The sequence below is a fragment of the Arthrobacter sp. BGA-UO-ETr-C19 genome, assembly GCF_059568005.1.
Genome location: NZ_JCAQPC010000018.1, coordinates 75,587 through 93,122 on the forward strand (window position 1 = coordinate 75,587; position 17,536 = coordinate 93,122).

At 61.8% G+C, this 17,536-nt stretch carries 14 protein-coding genes and 1 pseudogene; 12 read left to right on the top strand and 3 right to left on the bottom strand.

Annotated features, from left to right (window positions below):
• Positions 1 to 780: 780 nt before the first annotated feature.
• Positions 781 to 2,103 (bottom strand): serine hydrolase domain-containing protein, encoded by a 1,323-nt coding sequence (locus AC57BR_RS10340; RefSeq protein ID WP_496360190.1) that lies wholly within the window; start codon positions 2,101 to 2,103, stop codon positions 781 to 783.
• A gap of 200 nt (positions 2,104 to 2,303) precedes the next feature.
• Here AC57BR_RS10340 and AC57BR_RS10345 point away from each other — a divergent pair.
• Positions 2,304 to 2,514, top strand: a pseudogene (locus AC57BR_RS10345) (LLM class flavin-dependent oxidoreductase); the annotation flags it as partial.
• Positions 2,515 to 2,742: 228 nt separating this feature from the next.
• Here AC57BR_RS10345 and AC57BR_RS10350 read toward each other — a convergent pair.
• Both AC57BR_RS10350 and AC57BR_RS10355 read right to left on the bottom strand, forming a co-directional pair.
• A complete protein-coding gene (locus tag AC57BR_RS10350; protein WP_496360192.1) occupies positions 2,743 to 3,177 on the bottom strand; it encodes a Dabb family protein in 435 nt (144 codons plus the stop codon).
• Positions 3,178 to 3,449: 272 nt separating this feature from the next.
• Positions 3,450 to 4,130: a TetR/AcrR family transcriptional regulator gene (locus AC57BR_RS10355; protein ID WP_496360194.1), complete on the bottom strand. Its 681-nt coding sequence runs from the start codon at positions 4,128 to 4,130 to the stop codon at positions 3,450 to 3,452.
• 470 nt (positions 4,131 to 4,600) lie between these two features.
• On the opposite strand from AC57BR_RS10355, the gene AC57BR_RS10360 reads away from it, so the two are divergent.
• The 11 genes from AC57BR_RS10360 (at position 4,601) to AC57BR_RS10410 (ending at position 17,427) form a co-directional block, all read left to right on the top strand.
• Positions 4,601 to 6,994, top strand: coding sequence for a GH116 family glycosyl-hydrolase (locus AC57BR_RS10360; RefSeq protein ID WP_496360196.1), 2,394 nt, complete (start codon positions 4,601 to 4,603; stop codon positions 6,992 to 6,994).
• Positions 6,995 to 7,419: 425 nt separating this feature from the next.
• On the top strand, positions 7,420 to 8,502 hold the full coding sequence (locus AC57BR_RS10365; protein WP_496360198.1) for a Gfo/Idh/MocA family protein: 1,083 nt from the start codon (positions 7,420 to 7,422) through the stop codon (positions 8,500 to 8,502).
• Complete coding sequence (locus AC57BR_RS10370) at positions 8,499 to 9,287, top strand: hypothetical protein (protein ID WP_496360200.1); 789 nt, start codon at positions 8,499 to 8,501, stop codon at positions 9,285 to 9,287. Before AC57BR_RS10365 ends, AC57BR_RS10370 begins: the two co-directional genes overlap by 4 nt.
• Positions 9,288 to 9,354: 67 nt before the next feature.
• Positions 9,355 to 10,683 carry an ABC transporter substrate-binding protein gene (locus tag AC57BR_RS10375; protein WP_496360202.1) on the top strand — a complete coding sequence of 443 codons (1,329 nt, stop codon included), beginning with the start codon at positions 9,355 to 9,357 and terminating at the stop codon, positions 10,681 to 10,683.
• 9 nt (positions 10,684 to 10,692) lie between these two features.
• A complete protein-coding gene (locus AC57BR_RS10380; protein WP_496360204.1) occupies positions 10,693 to 11,652 on the top strand; it encodes a carbohydrate ABC transporter permease in 960 nt (319 codons plus the stop codon).
• Positions 11,652 to 12,536 (top strand): carbohydrate ABC transporter permease, encoded by an 885-nt coding sequence (locus AC57BR_RS10385; RefSeq protein ID WP_496360206.1) that lies wholly within the window; start codon positions 11,652 to 11,654, stop codon positions 12,534 to 12,536. The genes AC57BR_RS10380 and AC57BR_RS10385 overlap by 1 nt, the downstream gene beginning before the upstream one ends.
• A gap of 42 nt (positions 12,537 to 12,578) precedes the next feature.
• Positions 12,579 to 13,322, top strand: a complete 744-nt coding sequence (locus AC57BR_RS10390; protein WP_496360208.1) for a sugar phosphate isomerase/epimerase family protein — start codon at positions 12,579 to 12,581, stop codon at positions 13,320 to 13,322.
• A gap of 327 nt (positions 13,323 to 13,649) precedes the next feature.
• The gene (locus tag AC57BR_RS10395) at positions 13,650 to 14,570 is read left to right on the top strand and encodes an alpha/beta hydrolase (RefSeq protein WP_496360210.1); all 921 of its coding nucleotides are present in this window, start codon (positions 13,650 to 13,652) and stop codon (positions 14,568 to 14,570) included.
• A 234-nt stretch (positions 14,571 to 14,804) separates the two neighbouring features.
• Positions 14,805 to 15,083 carry a hypothetical protein gene (locus AC57BR_RS10400; RefSeq protein WP_496360212.1) on the top strand — a complete coding sequence of 93 codons (279 nt, stop codon included), beginning with the start codon at positions 14,805 to 14,807 and terminating at the stop codon, positions 15,081 to 15,083.
• Between the two features lie 144 nt (positions 15,084 to 15,227).
• Entirely contained in the window at positions 15,228 to 16,424 is a 1,197-nt protein-coding gene (locus AC57BR_RS10405) for a Gfo/Idh/MocA family protein (protein WP_496360540.1), read from the top strand.
• 1 nt (position 16,425) lies between these two features.
• On the top strand, positions 16,426 to 17,427 hold the full coding sequence (locus tag AC57BR_RS10410; RefSeq protein ID WP_496360214.1) for a sugar phosphate isomerase/epimerase family protein: 1,002 nt from the start codon (positions 16,426 to 16,428) through the stop codon (positions 17,425 to 17,427).
• Positions 17,428 to 17,536 lie beyond the last annotated feature (109 nt).

Consider the following 17,536-nt stretch of genomic DNA (forward strand, 5'->3'; position numbering starts at 1 on the left):
AGCTATCGACGTAAACCCTCGAGCCATGGAAGAAAGGGCGGTGAGCATCATGGGCTACAACGCAGGCGCAAAGCCCAGCCGTCGGGCACTATCGGACAGCCTGTGGGCGTCCATCGCCACCGATTCCCTACCGTTTGAGCGCAAGTCACGTCATCCTCCCCCAGACCCACCATGGATAAGCAGATCAGCCACCTACAGCCGCTAAGGAGGACCCAGGTGAACATCCAGCAATGCAATAAAGAAGCCCACACCGAATTTTTCTCAAGTCATGTTGGCCGATCCATGAACGCCCATGAACTGGTCCTCTCGACCGCCACCGTCATTCCGCCCTGTGTCACGGTATTCCCCGTGCTCAGCCGGAGTCCGCGTACGACCTTCTTGAGCATTACGTGCCCCGGTAAGCCGAGGACTGGGATTTCAACGAACGTCATAGGGTTCGGAGCTCCTTCGGGCATCCCATGGGCGAAGGAATGGAAGCGCGCTGACCGGGACCCTGCAGACAGGAGGGCCGTGGGGCGATGTCACTGGAGTGTGTGTGAACTGCGGAGCTACATGGGCGGCTCTCTCCCATATGAAGCTCAGGGGAGGCCGGCGACTCGATGCTGAGCCCGAAACCTGAGCTGGTTGATCACGGGGAACGACTGACCGGATTCCCGATCTGAGGGATCTGTGCGTTAGAGGAGGCAGGGCGAGGTTGGGCCAGGCTTGCCTGGTTTTTCCCATGGACAGATATCCTCGGTGCCAAGCCCTCGGGCCCGCCGGCGACGCCGTGTCCGAGGTTCACCGCGTGGCTGGACCTGTCGGCGCTGCACCGTAGAGGTCCCCGATGATGGCCTTGGCGATGGTCGACGCCGGATCCCGTCCGTCCGGTGACGGGGCAAGGTTGGTCCACACTACCAAGGTCACATTGTTCTGCGGATCTCTGCCCATGAAGGTGTTGTAGCCGGGGAGTTCGCCGGTGTGTCCGTAGAGCGGGCCGAACTGGGCCAGTGCCATGCCATACCGCGCCGCGTCTGGGTTGTCCGGGTCGATCGGCGCAAGGCTGTCCATGCGCTTCTTTTGAAGGTCCGGGTTGAGCAGTTTGCCATCGGTGAGGGCCTCGGCCAAGGTCATGAGGTCGCCCGCCGTTGAGACTCCCTGCCCGGCGGCCCACGTCCAAGAAGGGTTGGCGTTTGTGTAGTCATTTGGTTTCAAGGAGCCGTCCTGTGCCTTGGCGATCAGGTCCGCGGGAAGCCTGGTCGTGGAAAGGGTGAGGAGGTTGTCCATGTACATGTAGCCGCGGGAGAAAGGTTTGGGAAGGTCCGAAGAGTCCGACGCCGGGAACGATGTTTGTTTCAGGCCGAGTGGTTCCAGGATCCGGTCGCGCACGATCCGGCCGAAGCCCTTGCCATCTACTTTCTCGGCTATGAGCGCCAGCAGAACCGTGTTGGTGTTCGAATAGTGAAAGCCTTCGCCGGGGCCGAAATAAACGGGGAGCGGCAGGGCGATGGCCACGAGTTGCTCAGGCGTCCAGACCCGTTGCGGCGTGATGTCGAGGGCCTTGCTGAGCTCGTACGACTCCGAGTAGTTGTAGATTCCGCTACGCATGGTCAGGAGTTGTTCGATGGTGATGTTGTCGCCGTTCGGTACGTCAGAGCGGTACTTCGAAACGGGATCCTCAAGCTTGAGTTTGCCTTCCTGCACGAGCTGGAGGATGACGGTCCCCGTCCACGTCTTGGTGACGGAGCCGATGCGGATGTGGTCATCGAGTGAGACAGATGTTGACCCGCCTGCGCTCGTCACGCCGTAGGTGAGGCTGATGTCGCCTTGGGTGGTGCGGAGCATCATGGCCGCTCCCGGTACGAGCAGCTCCTTGGCGAGAGTCCGGAAAGTGTCCTGGACCTTGGCTTTGTCCAGTCCGCCCAGAGTCGCCGGTCCTGTTTTTCCTCCCTCGGTCGTGCCGGTAGGTGAAGCGGCCACCGGTGGCGGTGCAGTGGACGACGCGGGGGCCTGCGTGGGCGTGGACGTGCACCCGGAGGTCGCCAACGCAGTTGCGGTTGCGATGCCGAGTGCGAGGAGGCGGGAGGGGACATGCCAATTGTGATTGGGTCTGCTGCTGGTCACGGTTGACTCCCCGGCGACGCTGATAATTGCGCTCAACCTACTCCAGCGGCGTCGCGAGATCTACCCCTTTCCCGAACGTAATGACATGGGGGCAACAGACGATCACCATTTGACCCTCGGCACCCAGAGCCACGCCTTGGGTAGAGCCCATGACCGTCTTCACACGTCCTTTGCGCAAGCTCTGATTCCTCCCTGTTTGGCTGTTTGATCCGGGAGATCCCGCCCAAGGGTCACCAATCCACGTTGCAGATCATCGAACTTGGCGAGCGGCTCGGATTCGACAGTGCCTGGCTGCGCCACCGCCATCTGCAGTTCGAAATCTCCTCCCCCATCGCGATGGTGGCCGCCCGCAGCCAGCGCACCTCCCGGATCGAGCTGGGAACCTTTGTGACCCCGCTGGGCTGGGAAAACCAACGTGGATCTGCTGGCCGGGGGCGAATAGTCCGAGGCTCATAGGGCTGGACCCAATTTGCCTGTGCCACGAGCCGTGGCACATTTGCCGTGAAGGGCGATGGGAGCACAGTGGACCAAGGCCGGCTGACTAACCGTTGGTAGCGGTCAGGGTTACGGAATCACGGTTATCGGGTCTTTAAAATAGGCGGGGAGTAGCTAAAGAAGAGGATCCAAACCAGCGGTGCTTTATGGCCGATTGGTGGTTGGCGCAGGCTGCAAGTCGAAGACGAGAACGCTACTCTCCTGATCGCTGATGTAGTTCGTGATGAAGGACTTGAAAGCGTGGTGCATCGGGTCATACAGCGCCGGATTGGTGATGAATGGTTCGCCGACGTAATAGTTTCGGTCACCCTGCGAGGCGAAGGACACTATGTAGGCCTGATGGAATCCCTGACCTAGTCCTTCGGGGCTGTTCTGTGGCCCGGACTCGATACTCAGGAGGTAGGGGCGTCCATTCCGCTTGGATGTTTGGAGCTCGTGGAACTTTCGCTCGATTTTCTGTAGGTCCTTTCCGTCGATGTCCTCGCGGTAGCGGAACAGCACGATGTGCCGGATAGTTCCGGGCTCATAGTCAGGGCTTGTCAGCGTTATTTCGCGTTCCTTTTCAGCATCATCCGTCATGTGTGTCCTGTTCGTCTGTTTCTTTTAGGCGGGACGGGTGTTCCTTCCCTGCCTGGGTTAGTGAAGCTAGGTCTGTCCGGGCAGAAGTGTGCCGGCCAGGGCGCAGTTCCTTACTCTCTGCGCTGTGCCATTCCTCCTGGCCGGCAGTGTATGGAGTCGAAAGATCCTGTGGCGGAGAACGGGTACTGATGTCTTGTGGGGTCGCGGCAGGACAGAGCCGTTCAGCCGAACCAGTAACGGAAGCGTTCAGGCGGCAAATTTCAGGTGGATGTTCAAGGTGCGGCAGTGCGTGCGGAGTCCACGCGTTCCAGCCATCTCTCTGTCTCGAGCGCGACTTCCTCGATGCTCTTTCCGGTCCAGCGGGAGATTGTGATGTTCACCTGCGCCTGGAAATTGCTGACAAGGTCAAGGTCGGGATTGAGCAGCCACTGGAGCTCCATTCCGTCCATCAGTGCGATCAAAGAGCGCGACTCCAGATCGATTGCATCATCGGGAAGCGGCAGGATGTCGCCGGCGTCCCGGGCAATGCTCAACTGCCGCTTGAAACCGTGGAGCGAATCTTCGTAGCGCTTGACGATAAAGTCGCGGGCGGGATGGTCTGGGTTTGAGGCCTCAGTGCTTAGGGTCAGGAAAAGTTCGATGAACCCGCGGTGCGTCGTGTGGTAGCGCATGAGCGGAATCAGGGCCCGGATGTGTTCAAGACCCGTATGGGGCCCCTGCCAACGGGACGACTCTTCCTGCCAGTGGCGCAAAACCGCTATCAGCAGCCCTTCCTTGCTGCCGAAGTAGCGGATTAGAGCCGCTCCGGTTACGCCAACTTCCTCGGCTATGTGACGCAATGAGCCCGCGTGATACCCATGCCTGGCGAATATGCGTGCAGCAGCGTCGACGATTTCCTGGCGCCGTTGGAGCCCCTTTTTATACGGGCCTCGGCTCATGAGTGAAGCTGACATACCACCTCTTCCCTTCCTCGGTACCCCATCCTATGGCCCTCTTGCCAAATCAGGAACACCTGTTTATGTTTGGCGAAACCGAATCGCTCGGTTTCTTTTTGGGTGGCCTAGCGCACATCCAGTGAGACAGGTGTTCAGATCAATGAGGAGATGTACATGTCCGCTCTCGAACAGTACGAGATAACAGCCCGATGAAAATGCCAACCTTGTTTAAAAGCCATAGCCGACGCCGGCGGCTAACCGCCGTTGCCGTCGCAGCCGGCATAGCCGCCACAACTATCGCACCAGCCCTAGCGTCGCCGCCGCCCGCGCCCGCCGCGCAACCGGCGGGGCACTCGGCCTTGGGTGAAGCCGCATACCAGCGGCCTCTTGGAGTCATTGGGAGCACCCCATGCAGCACTCACGACTGGCAACGCTGTGCAGGCGATACCTCCGATCCCAATACCTCGCCGTTCCAGCTCGGCAACCCCATGGCTCAGCCCGGGCTCGGTATTCCGCTCGGTGGACTCGGAGCAGGCTCGTTCATGATCAACCAGGCCGGGACCTTCGGTCCGTGGAACATGGGCGGATCCACAAACACGAACTACGAGAAGCGCATCCTGCCCCAGGCCGCCATACACATTCGTGAACAGCAGCCAGGCCATACCGCCACGACCAAGACGCTCGCCGTCAACAGCTCCGAGTTCGGGTCCGTCCTCCCTGCCTGGTCGGCCCTGGACGCTGGGAGCGGGACATACAGCGCGCTCTACCCCTTCGGCCGCATCGACTACGCCGACCCCGTACCCTCCACATCCGTGTCAACAACGTTCTGGACACCCATCGTGGCCGGCAACGACGAATCCTCCTCCCAACCCGTGGCCTACTTCGATGTGGAACTCACGAACGAAACGAGCAAGCCGACGAACGTGTCGACCATGTTCACCTTCCCCAACGCTCCAGCTCACGTGGGCAGCACAATACAGAACACGCCCAGCTCCGTGCCCAGCGTCCGCACAGGCTACACCAGCCACGAGACCGAGGATCACCGTAACAAAATCACCGGTATCACGCTGGGGGCTTCCAGCCCTCGCAACACCGCAGACTCGCAGAACAGCGAGTGGACCACTGCTGTGCGAAGGGAACCCGGACAACGGGTCACCTACGCAACGTCCTGGAACGCCGACGGCGACGGCTCTGACATCTACACCCCCTTCAGTGCAACCGGCAGCCTCCCCAACGCTGCCCTCGACGGCAGCGACTCCGCCAGCGCCCTCGCAGTCGAGATGAACCTGCCGGCCCATAAAACGCAAACCGTTCGCTTCGTCCTGGCCTGGGACTTCCCACAGATCACTTTCGGTACTGCGGGCGACACCTCCTGGATGCGGCGCTACACCTCCTTCTACGGAGCGCGTGAAGACGCGCAAAACAACTACGTCGCGGGCAGCTATCCCGGCAACCAGGGCTTTGCCATCGCTGCGCGGAACCTCGCACGCGCGGACGAGGCAAAGGAAGCGGTGGAACGCTGGTGGAAGCCGGTGGCGTTCGATGACGCGGTGTCGCCCGCGGTCCGCATGGCCGCGCTGAATGAACTCAATCAGCTCACGTTCAACGGCTCCTTCTGGGAAGCCGGCCTCGTCTCCAGTCCACACCAGACCGACGTACCCCGGGTAGGCGCGGCGGTCCCTGGCACCCACCTGTTTCACACGCTCACGGGTGGTGGCTGGGCCGACGCGGGGGAGGTCGACGTCCAGGGTCAGATGGCGATTGCCCTGCGTGAGCTGTTTCCCTCCATCGAAGCCGACTCGGTCCGCGCGATGTCCGAGATGATTGCCCAAGACCCCAACGGCCGAGTGCCCGGCAGCCCGGGCTTCAACCCGCCGATCGACGGCTATATCTGGTGGCAGCTGAGCGCGCCGTGGCTGCTGTGGGAGAAATCTACCGGCCCAGCCGCACCCGAAGATACCTTCTTCGACCGTCCGGTCAAGTACCTCCTCCGCGCGTACGGCGCGTATCGCAGCTGGGGCAACGATTCGCTGTTGCGCGACACATACCCGGCGATGCTGCGCGCGTGGACGCACGACGTCCTACCCCGGATATCGCAGGGAGACACGCTTCCCACCGAGCCGGCCGTCTTCGCCAGCACCTATGACGTGATGGGACAATCCGGCGGAGTGCACGGGGTTTACAACTCCGGCCTGTACATCCTGGCCGCGGACATCATGGCATCCGCTACTCAGGACGCCAAACGGCTCGGGATCCCCGCAGCCTCGACGGTCGATGTCGACGCCCTTAACAACACGCGCGCGGCTTCCCAGGCTGCGTACGAGGCCGCCTTCTGGACCGGGAGCTACTACAAGTTCACCGATGCAGGCGAGAGGTCCTCCGACGTCTTCGTCGACGTGCTGTGGCCTCAGCATGTGGCCGAGCAGCTCGGGCTGGCGGACATTAATCCGCCCGAGCACGTGGCCGCACACCTGACCAACACCTTCGACCATCTCACGCAGGTGAAGGACTCCATGGGGCACATGCTCGGAGCGCCGAACCTAGTCCCCATCGGCGGCAAACCCTACCCGTTGCTGCCCAACCGGCCCAGGGAACTCGGTTTTCAGGCTGCAGAGGTCTGGACCGGGACAAACTTCGAGTTCGCCGGAACGCTCATCCGGGAAGGCCGACGGCTCGGACGCCCCGACTTGGTAGCCGATGGCAACGAGCTCGCGGAGGGTCTGGTGCACCAGATATACAACCCCGCCGCGGCCGCGGGTGGCGCCTTCGCCTTCAACACCCCCGAGGCGTGGAACGGCTACGACACCAGCACCTACCGGGCGGCCTACTACGCGCGAGCCCTGGCCGCCTGGGACACGTACGCATCGGCCCGCCGCCAGTGACAGCGCAGGCCTAACGCGCGTGCACCAACTGAGGACGCAGGGTCAGACCGTGACCCTGCGTCCTCATCACGTCCGTGAGTCACGGTTCCGCCATCGGATGCAGTGTGACCGACGCTTCCTCCCGCCAGTGCCGAACGGCCACTCGATGCCTTGGTTCGACCTACTTGAGGACAGCTGCCCACCGAGGACCAGTTGCGCCCCTACCCGCACGCCCACGGTCGAGCCCGAGGGGGCTCGCCGAGTGGCGGCGTAGCAAGTGAAGCTGACAAGCAACCACTTCCCTTCCTCGGTATCCCGTCCTGTTGGCGTCTTGCCAAATCCAAAACACCTGTTTATATTTAGTGAAAAGTAAACGCATGATGTCTTTTCGGGTGGCGTAGCCCACACACGGCGACTCAGGTGTTCAGATCAATGAGGAGATGTACATGTCCGCTGTCGAACAGCAGGAGCCAACAGCGCCACCGCTTTTAGGCGTCGGAATACTGGGAGCAGGCCCCGTGACGCAGGCAATTCACCTTCCCACCCTGGCAAGACTCACCCAAACGTTCTTTGTGGCACATGTGATGGACGTGGACGAAGGCATTGCTGAATCAGTGGCCGGACGTGTAGGCGCACGCTTTTCCACCAGCGTCGAAGCGCTGCTGGCTGACCCTGAGGTCGAAGTAGTGGTGATCTGCAGCCCCCACCAGTTCCACGCCGAGCAAGTCATCGCCGCATGCCGGGCCGGCAAGCGCGCGATCCTGTGTGAAAAGCCCTTTGCCATGAGCGGTGAAGAAGCGGCCCGAATCTCGGAAGTTTCTGCCGAGACCGGTGTGCCGATCATTGTGGGCGCCATGCACACTTTCGACCCGGGGTGGACAGCAGCGGTGGAAGCCTGGGGCGACCTGGCGGAGACAGCACACACCTTGCGGTCATCAATCGTGTTACCTCCAAATCCCCGATTTGAGGATTTCGCCACCGAGGTCGTAGCCCGTCCGGCCACTCCCCCGGCTCCTGACCTTCGCGATCCAGCCGTTTTGGAGGGCTCGATCCGCGGAGGAGTGATGGGTCTGGCGATCCACGATCTTCCGCTGGTGCGCCGCTTCGTCCCGACGTTCACCGATCTCGAGGTACTTCGCGCCGAGGCCTTGGAGCCGTTCGGCTACCTAATACTCGTCCAGGCGGGTGGCCGAACCATTGATCTTCAGGCCGTCATGTCCGACAGCTGGGAACCTGAATGGACCTTCGAAGCGATGAGTGACACGAAATCCCTGAAGGTGACTTTCACGCCCTCCTACGTGCAGGCCGGATCAGCCGTGGCCGAAATATCTGACGGCGAGAAGACCCAAGTCTTTGGCCCTTTTGATGCCAATGGTTACGAGGGGGAATGGCAGTTCCTTGCGCTCCTGGCACGCGGCGAAGCCAGCCCTCCAAGCGCCGACACTCTTATCCAGGACCTGCAATTCGCACTCGCAACAGCCGACGCGGCGGCGTCGGCAGCACTGAAACGACAAGAGGCCGCAGCATGAGAACCACATTCGACGTCCATGCAGACAACGGGGCCGCGCAGACGGGCGCCGTCGCAGCGGTCATTGCGTCCCTGCCCATGTCCCTTGCGCCGGGACAGGCGGACACGGCGGCGCTGCAGGGCGTGTCCGGCACGAATGGTTGGGAGCATCGAGCCGCCGAAACCATCACCAAAGGTGCCGCCGGGGTCGCGGTGATCGCGCCGGAACCAGGCGACACGCAGTCGCTTGAACGACTGGCGGCCAGCAAGTCGGTACCCGTGGTGCTCGGCTTCCGCTGGGCTTCCAACCCTGCGGTAGCCCAGGCAGCGGAGGTCTACAAACAGGCAGCCCCGGACAGCGCCCTCGTTGAAGTAACCGCCTACATACGCCACAGCATTCCCATCGAGCAGGCGAGGGCCGAACTCCTGGTGCTGGCCGGAAGGCTTCTGGGACCCCTGGATGACGTTCGCACCCTCCGCACCAACAAAAACGGTTTTGCCGTTGCTGCCACCTTCACCGGGTCAGGGGCCCCCCTGAGCATAGCCGCGGTAGTCTCAAACGCTTTGAACAACGACGTGCGTGTGCGGATGCTAACCAAGAACGGTTGCGTCGACCTCTTGATCCCGGCTCCTGACACCGCTCGCCCGGCAACGCTGAAGAGAACCGACCCGCAAGGGGCACTCGTCTCCCCAACCATTTACGAGTCATCCCACCGCGCGACCTGGAAGCGCCTGGCAGCTCTCGCTGCCAGCGGTTCCACTTCATCGGACCTCGCGGAATTCCGAGCCGCGACCGCACATCTCTAGCAGTTCCAATTTATCCACCTCAACGAAGAGCAGGGCCCGGGACACCAGGCCAGAAAAGGAAAGAACAATGACGAATCCCAGCAGCACTAACGCCAAGTCAGTTTCACGCCGCGGTTTCCTCGGGCTCACGGCGGCAGTTGCCGCAGTTCCGCTTCTTGCCGCTTGCGGCCCGGGATCCTCCACAGGCGGCGGTTCAGGCGCCGGTGGCACGGTGAAGTTCTGGGACATGCCATGGGGGCCGGCCGCGTACACGGAGGCAGCCAGAAAAATCACGGAATCGTATGCACCTGAGGGCGGAAAAGCGAAGGCCACCTATCAGCAAATCCCGTGGAACAACTACTATCAGACCTTCTCTTCGGCTATCGCTTCCAAGACGGGGCCTGCAGTATCCACCGGCGCCGGATTCCAAGCCTTCCAGTTCGAAGAGCAGAACCAGATCGCCTACGCCGACAAGGTCATCGATGAACTGAAAAAGAACGGTATGTTCGACGATTTCCTTCCCGGCGTGCTCGAGCCCTTTGCGTCCGACAAGGGCTACATCGCCATTCCCTGGCAGCTGGACCCGCGCGTGTTCTGGTACCGAAAGTCACTCTTCGAGCAGGCGGGAGCTGAACTTCCCAAGGACTGGCCCACACTCCTGGAAGCCGGCAAGAAACTCAAAGCAATCGGGGCGTTCGCCTTCGGTACCGGCGCCGGCGCCGGAAACAACATCGGAACCCAATCCGTAGTCCAGATGCTGCTCAACAATGGCGGCGGCTTGTTTACCAAGGACGGCCAGCCGGATGCCCTCAGTGACCGAAACGTCGAGACCGTGGAGTTCATCCGCGAACTTGCGTCCAACGGCATAGTGGACCCGGCCGCTCTGAGCTACAACGAGGACAGCCTCACCAGCCAGTGGAAGAACAAAAAGATCGCCTTCGGCACCCACTCCCCTGGCCTTCCCCAGCGAGCCGGGGATACCTCAGGTGACATCCTGGTCGCGGATCCGCTAACGGGCCCGCACGGTGACAAAGCAACCCTCACCTACGGCAACAACATCATGATGTACAAGAACACCCCGTCGCAGGAGTCTTCTGAGGCATTCGTCGTCTATTACCTGGGCCAGCTAAAGGAACTGTGGAAGCAGGGCGTGATCGGAGCGATGCCGGTGTTCAAATCCATCACCGAACTTCCCGAGTTCCAGAAGGATGCCAACAACGTGAAGATCATCAAAGACTGGCAGCCGATCTCCAAGACGTTCAGCGCCCAAGGCACTCGGCTCTTCGCCTCCCTGGCAGCCGTTGAGGGTGGCCAGTTCCTTGGCCAGTTCACGCAGACGGTGCTCGGTGGCAAGACAGATGCGAAGACCGCACTGCAGGATCTGCAGACCGGCCTCGAATCAGTGACGAAGAAGTAAGGCTGAAACGTGTCGTCATCCACTGCACGCACCGGCCTGGACCGGGCCCGCCGGGGCGTAGCCCCCGGCGGCCCCGGCCTGCCGGGAAACCGCAAGAGCAAGCTCAGCACCCAGACCCGCCGGACCTTCTTTTGGCTGTTGTTGCCCTCAGTGGTGCTGCTGGTACTCATCTATGCCTATCCCCTCATCTACGCCGGAGTACAAGCCACTCATGACGGTTCCCTGATCGAGACCGGCAAGTTCATCGGGGGGGAGAACTTCGCAAACGTGCTCTCATCCGGGGCGTTCTGGAAGGCTGCCCGCTTCACCGTGCTGTTCACTGTTGTGGGAGTGTTCGGCTCCTGGCTTGTCGGAATGGGTCTGGCCCTGCTGTTGCGTACCAAGATCCCGGCAAACGGAGTCTTTAAGGTACTGCTGCTCCTGCCCTGGGTAGTGCCGATCGTGGTCTCCGCGGCTGCCTGGAACTGGCTGGTGGCAACGCCTGACAGCCCGGTCCCTGCGCTGTTCCGAAGCCTCGGCCTGGGTAGCCCCTTATTTCTGGCCGACCCGACCTTGGCCGCTGTTACCGTCATGATCTTCAAGGTGTGGGTCAGCTTCCCGTTCATGATGATGATGACATCCTCGGCCCTGGCATCAGTGGACACTTCCGTCTACGAAGCTGCCAGCATGGACGGCGCCAGCCGGTGGCAGCAGTTCAGCCAGATCACCCTCCCGCTGATCTCCCGCTCGACCTACATCAGTTGGATCCTCATGACGATCTTTTGTGTCAATGACTTCCCCACCATTTACCTCCTCACCGGCGGCGGTCCCGTCGATGCGACTACCTCGCTCGTGGTTTTGGCTTACCGCACCGTCTTTCAGAACTTCCAGACGGGCCCCGGCGTGGCTATCGCCTTCCTCATGACTCTCACCCTCGTCGTGGTGTCGGTCATTCTCTATCGCCAGATCCGAAAGTCGAGCGTCGAATAATGAGTGCAGTACTGCATCCAACCGCCGAAGTTGGCATGGTTCCGGGAGCTACAGGCAAACCCCCTGTACTTCCTGAAGCCGGTATGCGCGGGCGCTGGTGGAGGTTCGCCCTGATCCTTGCCATCACCGCGATCGTCCTGATCCCAATCATGGTCACGATAGTTCTCTCATTGACGCCAGGACGAACTAGTACCGCCACGGGCCTTACCCTGGAGAACTTCGGCTACATCTTCTCCCAAACGCTCGCCACCACCTGGCTGCAGAACAGCCTGGTCACCGCCTTGGCGACGGTCGTCGTATCAGTAGCCGTGGCAGCACCGGCCGGCTATGTCCTCTCCCGCGGCAGGAGCAAAGCAGTCTCCGGCTACTCGCTGCTCCTGTTTGTGATGCAGTCCCTGCCAATCATCACCTCAGTAGTACCGCTGTTCATCCTGTTCGCCGGGATGGGGCTGGTGGACAACCTTCTGGGCCTGACCATCATCTATGTGGGGTCCACGATGACCGTAGCGACATGGATGATGGCCGCATACTTCGACTCGATCCCGATGAGCCTGGAGGAAGCGGCCTGGATCGATGGCTGCTCGGTCTTCGGGTCCTTTACCAAGGTCGTGCTGCGCAACTCCCTGCCAGGAGTGCTCTCCACAGCGATCTTTTCCTTCCTGCTCGCGTGGAACGACTATCTCGTGGCCATCGTGTTCCTTCGATCAACCGAGATCATCACCCTGCCCCTGGGTGTCCAGTCATTTTTCCAGCAGAACCTCACCGACTGGAGTTCAGTCATGGCCCTCGCCGTCGTGATGATGGTCCCGCCGGTCATCCTCTTCGCCACTCTGAACAAATACTTCAGCGTCGGCGGTATCGGCGGTTCCCTCGCCGGACGCTGACACATGCCACAAGACTCGAAGCACAAAGACGTCAAGGAAAACATGTCCTACTCCCTCCAGCTGTACACGCTGCGCCATTCCCTTCAGGAAGACTTGCCAGGCACGATCAGACAAGTCGCCGCTATCGGCTACACGAAAGTGGAACCCTACAACTTCGTGGCCACCGTCAAAGAGCTCGGTGCCGCTTTGAAGGAAAACGGACTCACGGCTCCTTCCGGCCACGCCCCGCTCTTAAGCCAGGACCAGGATGAGATCTTCGCCGCGGCGAAGGAACTGGGCATCACCACAGTTATCGATCCCTTCCTGCCGGCCGAACACTGGCAGGACCCGGAAACTATTCAGGCCACAGCGGAGAAACTCAACGCCGCCGCCCGGAAAGGGGCCGAGTATGGCATCCGCGTTGGGTACCACAACCATGCCTGGGAACTGGAGAGCACTATCGAGGGCGTCACGGCCCTCGACTACTTCTCCAGCCTGCTGCAGCCGGAAGTTGTCCTTGAAATCGACACGTATTGGGCGGCCGTGGCCGGGCAAAACGCCGCTGATCTGCTGACTCGGCTCGGTGACCGGGTGAAGTTCATCCATATCAAGGACGGCCCGATCAGTACCGATACCACGGCCCAGCTGCCTGCCGGCGAGGGAGCAATGGACGTCCCGGCTATCCTCCGGGCAGCCACATCACTCGAAACAGGCGTAGTCGAATTTGATGACTACACCGGCGACCTCTTCGAAGGCATCAGCCAATCCCTGGCATACCTGTCCAGCATCGAAGAACCGAGCGCATAACCGCTACTCCCCTGGCAGGCCTCCCGCACGTCGCCCGGCATCTGGCACATAGGAACCGTTTAGACGAATCAATACACCCTGGGCTCCGTTGGAGGGCCACGAGAACCAGAGACGCGCGGCTCGCCTCATATGACGTGCTGTTTCGAACGGTCGTTCTTGCCGTGCTGAAGTCCAGGTGCTCCGATTTCCAGCACAAGCTTTGCGCATCTGCCCAGTAAACCCTCCCAGATGCCTCAAGGATCCGGCCTTCCTGGGCGGGCCTCGATGAAGGATTTAGCCGACGGATCCGTGCAGCGTTCAGCGCCAGCGCTCGGAAAGGATAAGACCATGACAGACAACACCGTCAACACCAAGAACGGACAACTCCAGGGGCCGCACGGGGAAATCCCGATCCGCATCTACACACCATCAACGTCCCGCCCCGAGCGGGTCGGCATGGTGTGGTGCCACGGCGGATCGTACATCCACGGCGACCTCGACATGGCCGAGAGCGATTGGGTCGCCACCAGCCTGGCCGAGGCCGGGATCTCCGTCGTAGCCGTAGACTACCGACTCGCCCCGGTCCCTCAGTGGGCTCTGGACCTCGGCGCCGAACCGGGCGCCGGTAACGCCTACTACCCCGTAGCGATCAACGAGATAGAGGCTGTTCTCGCTTGGGCAAACAGAGAACTACATTCGCAGAGTCCGGCCGGCTGGGCACTGGGTGGAGCAAGCGCAGGGGGGACCCTCACAGCAGGATTGACTCTGCGTCTGCGCGATCAGGGCCTCGCCATGCCCTCCAGACTGCTGCTCGCCTACCCACTGCTGCACCCGCAGTTGCCGCAGTTCAGCAGCGAACTGGAGGCCAAGCTCGCCGTGACGACCCCGGCCCCCGGCATCCCCCTAACGCCGGAAGGCGTCGAAGGGCTGACTCTGAACTACGTGAACGGAGACCCCAAGCAGTTGGGCGACCCTTATGCATTCCCTGGTGGGCATGATCTATCCGGCTTTCCACCCACGTTCATCCTTAATTCCGACGTGGACACCATCCGCGCATCCGGCGACGCCTTTGCCGCCGAACTCGCCGGCGCGGGCGTGGACATGTTGACCGTCAGGGAACACGGAACAGAGCACGGACACCTCAACGAACCGACGACAGTCGGTGCCCAGCGCAGCATCCATCGCATGATTGAGTGGCTTACCTCACCGTGGGCCGACGGTCGATCTGCCGATAGCTCGTCGGCGAGCACGGAAGCCTCAGTACGGTGAAGTCCCCGCGCGAACCCTCGCTGAGAAGCAGGCCCGGTTCCGGCCCGTCCTCGAGATCAGTCATCCTATGACCCCTCGCCACCAGGATCTTCCGTCACCAAAGCGGGTCGTCGGCAATCGCTGTCATCCTCACGTTTGGTCGCTCATCGGTGACAACGGGCGTGGCCCAGACCAAAGCAGATGAGATCTCTTCGTCTTTCCCCTGCCATTTTGTTCACCAGCCTAGGAGGGCTCATGTCCTACGACGCCGATCGGCTGCCAACTAACGAGGACAACCTCATCACACACAACGACCTGCCCGATCATCCACCGCTCTCGCTATCCGTTCAGGTTACGACAGAGGACGACCCACAGAGCCTGGACCAGAAAATCAGCGAAGCCGTCGACCGACTGATACCTGCCGCGTTCGAACACAGACACGGCATCCTCGTCACGCAGCAAGACATCGACTTGTACACCGTCCAAGTTGATCCGAGCGTGCCCTGCGGCACCATCAATGAAAAGCGCCACTGAAACAACCAGATCGGCACCGACCACGTGCACTCGGTCGCACCCCCGGCCCTCCCCTATCTCCACCCTCCTGCATCGAAAGGAAGTCTTTTGGACGAGAAATCACACAAGAACACGCCCGTGACCGGTCCCGACATTGAAGGCACCATGCCGTCTCGCTCCGGCCCCCCTGAGCTCCCGCTCGAAAGCCGGCGTACGTTAGGGGTGGCGATGATCGGCTATGCCTTCATGGGAAAGGCCCACTCCAACGCGTGGCGCAACGTGGCCAGCTTCTTCGACGTCCCGGCCTTCGAACAGAAGGTCCTGGTGGGCCGGGACGCCGGCGCCGTGGCAGAGGCAGCGGCCAAGTACGGCTGGGCCGAATCAGCCAGCGACTGGCGCACGGTGATCGCCCGGGATGACATCGACATCGTGGACATCTGCGCTCCGGGCTGGATGCATGCCGAGATCGCCATTGCCGCGCTCGAGGCGGGCAAGCACGTCCTGGTGGAAAAACCCCTGGCGAACACCCTGGCCGAGGCTGAACTCATGACCGCAGCAGCCGCCAAGGCCCGCGCCAACGGCGTGCAATCGATGATCGGCTTCAACTACCGCCGCGTCCCGGCCTTGGCCTTGGCCCGGGAACTGATCGCCGAGGGCCGCCTTGGCACGATCCGGCACGTGCGCGCCGCGTACCTACAGGACTGGCTAACAGATTCAGCATCACCCATGACGTGGCGGCTGCGTAAGGAGACCGCAGGGTCCGGGGCGCTCGGTGACATCGCCTCCCACGCCATCGACCAAATCCAATACCTCACCGGACAAACCATCCTGGAGGCATCCGGGGTGTTGAAGACCTTCGTCACCCAGCGCCCCGGCCCGGAAGGCCTGGAGAACGTCACGGTCGATGACGCTGCGTGGGCTACCTTCTGGCTCACCGGTGACATCGGCGCCTCCGTCGAAGCTTCCCGGGTGGCCACCGGCCAGAAGAACAGCCTCCAGATCGAGGTATACGGCACGAAAGGCGCCCTGACCTTCGACCTGGAAAACCTCAACGAACTCGGCTTCCTGGACGCCACCTCCCCGGTCCGGGAGCAGGGTTTCCGCAGGGTCCTGGTCAACGAACCCCAGCACCCCTACCTGGCGGCGTGGTGGCCGCAAGGGCACATCATCGGCTGGGAGCACACATTCACCCACCAGATCCGCGACTTCCTCACCGCCATCGCCACAGGTGTTGCGCCCTTGCCCTCGTTCGAGGAAGGCCTGCAGGTCCAGCGCGTCCTGGCGGCCGTCGAAGAATCAGCCAACAACAAGAGCACTCTAACCGTCGTGGACGACAACTCTCTTGTCACCGAAGGAGATTGAAATGTCCCGCCCGTATACCCTGTTCACCGGCCAGTGGGCCGATCTGCCCTTCGAGGAAGTCGCCAAACTCGCCTCCGGCTGGGGCTACGACGGCCTGGAAATCGCCGTCTCCGGCGACCACCTGGACGCCTGGCGCTGGGACGAACCCGGCTACGTCGACTCCAAACTCGCCGTGCTGGAAAAGTACAACCTGAAGGTCTGGGCCATCTCCAACCACCTCAAGGGCCAGGCCGTGTGCGATGACCCGATCGACTTCCGCCACGAAGCGATCGTCGGATCCAAGGTCTGGGGCGACGGCGACCCCGAAGGCGTCCGCACCCGCGCCGCCGAGGAAATGAAACACACCGCCCGGCTCGCCAAAGCCCTCGGGGTCGACACCGTCGTCGGGTTCACCGGCTCCTCCATCTGGCAGTACGTCGCGATGTTCCCCCCGGTCCCGGAGAAGGTCATCGACGCCGGCTACCAGGACTTCGCCGACCGCTGGAACCCCATCCTGGACGTCTTCGATGAATGCGGGGTCCGCTTCGCCCACGAAGTCCACCCGAGTGAGATCGCCTACGACTACTGGACCACCGTCCGCACCCTCGAAGCGATCGGCCACCGCGAAGCGTTCGGCCTGAACTGGGACCCCTCCCACTTCATGTGGCAGGGCATCGACCCCGTCTCCTTCATCTGGGACTTCAAGGACCGGATCTACCACGTGGACTGCAAGGACACCAAGCTCCGCCCCACCGGCCGGAACACCGTCCTCGGCTCCCACCTGCCCTGGGGCGAACCCCGCCGCGGCTGGGACTTCGTCTCCGCAGGACGCGGCGACGTCCCCTGGGAATCGTCCTTCCGGGCACTCACCGCGATCGGCTACAACGGACCCATTTCCGTGGAATGGGAGGACGCCGGCATGGACCGCCTGCACGGCGCCCCCGAAGCCCTCGCCGCCCTGAAGAAGTTCGACTTCCCCGCCTCCCAGACCAGCTTCGACGCCGCCTTCAGCAGCAAAGACTAACCGTTGCAAGAACTGCTGACAACGGCTGATGTAGCAAGCGGCGTGGTCACCGATCCTGAAAGCACGCAAGTCGCCGCCATTCGTCTGAAAGCCGCGCAGCTATCACCTC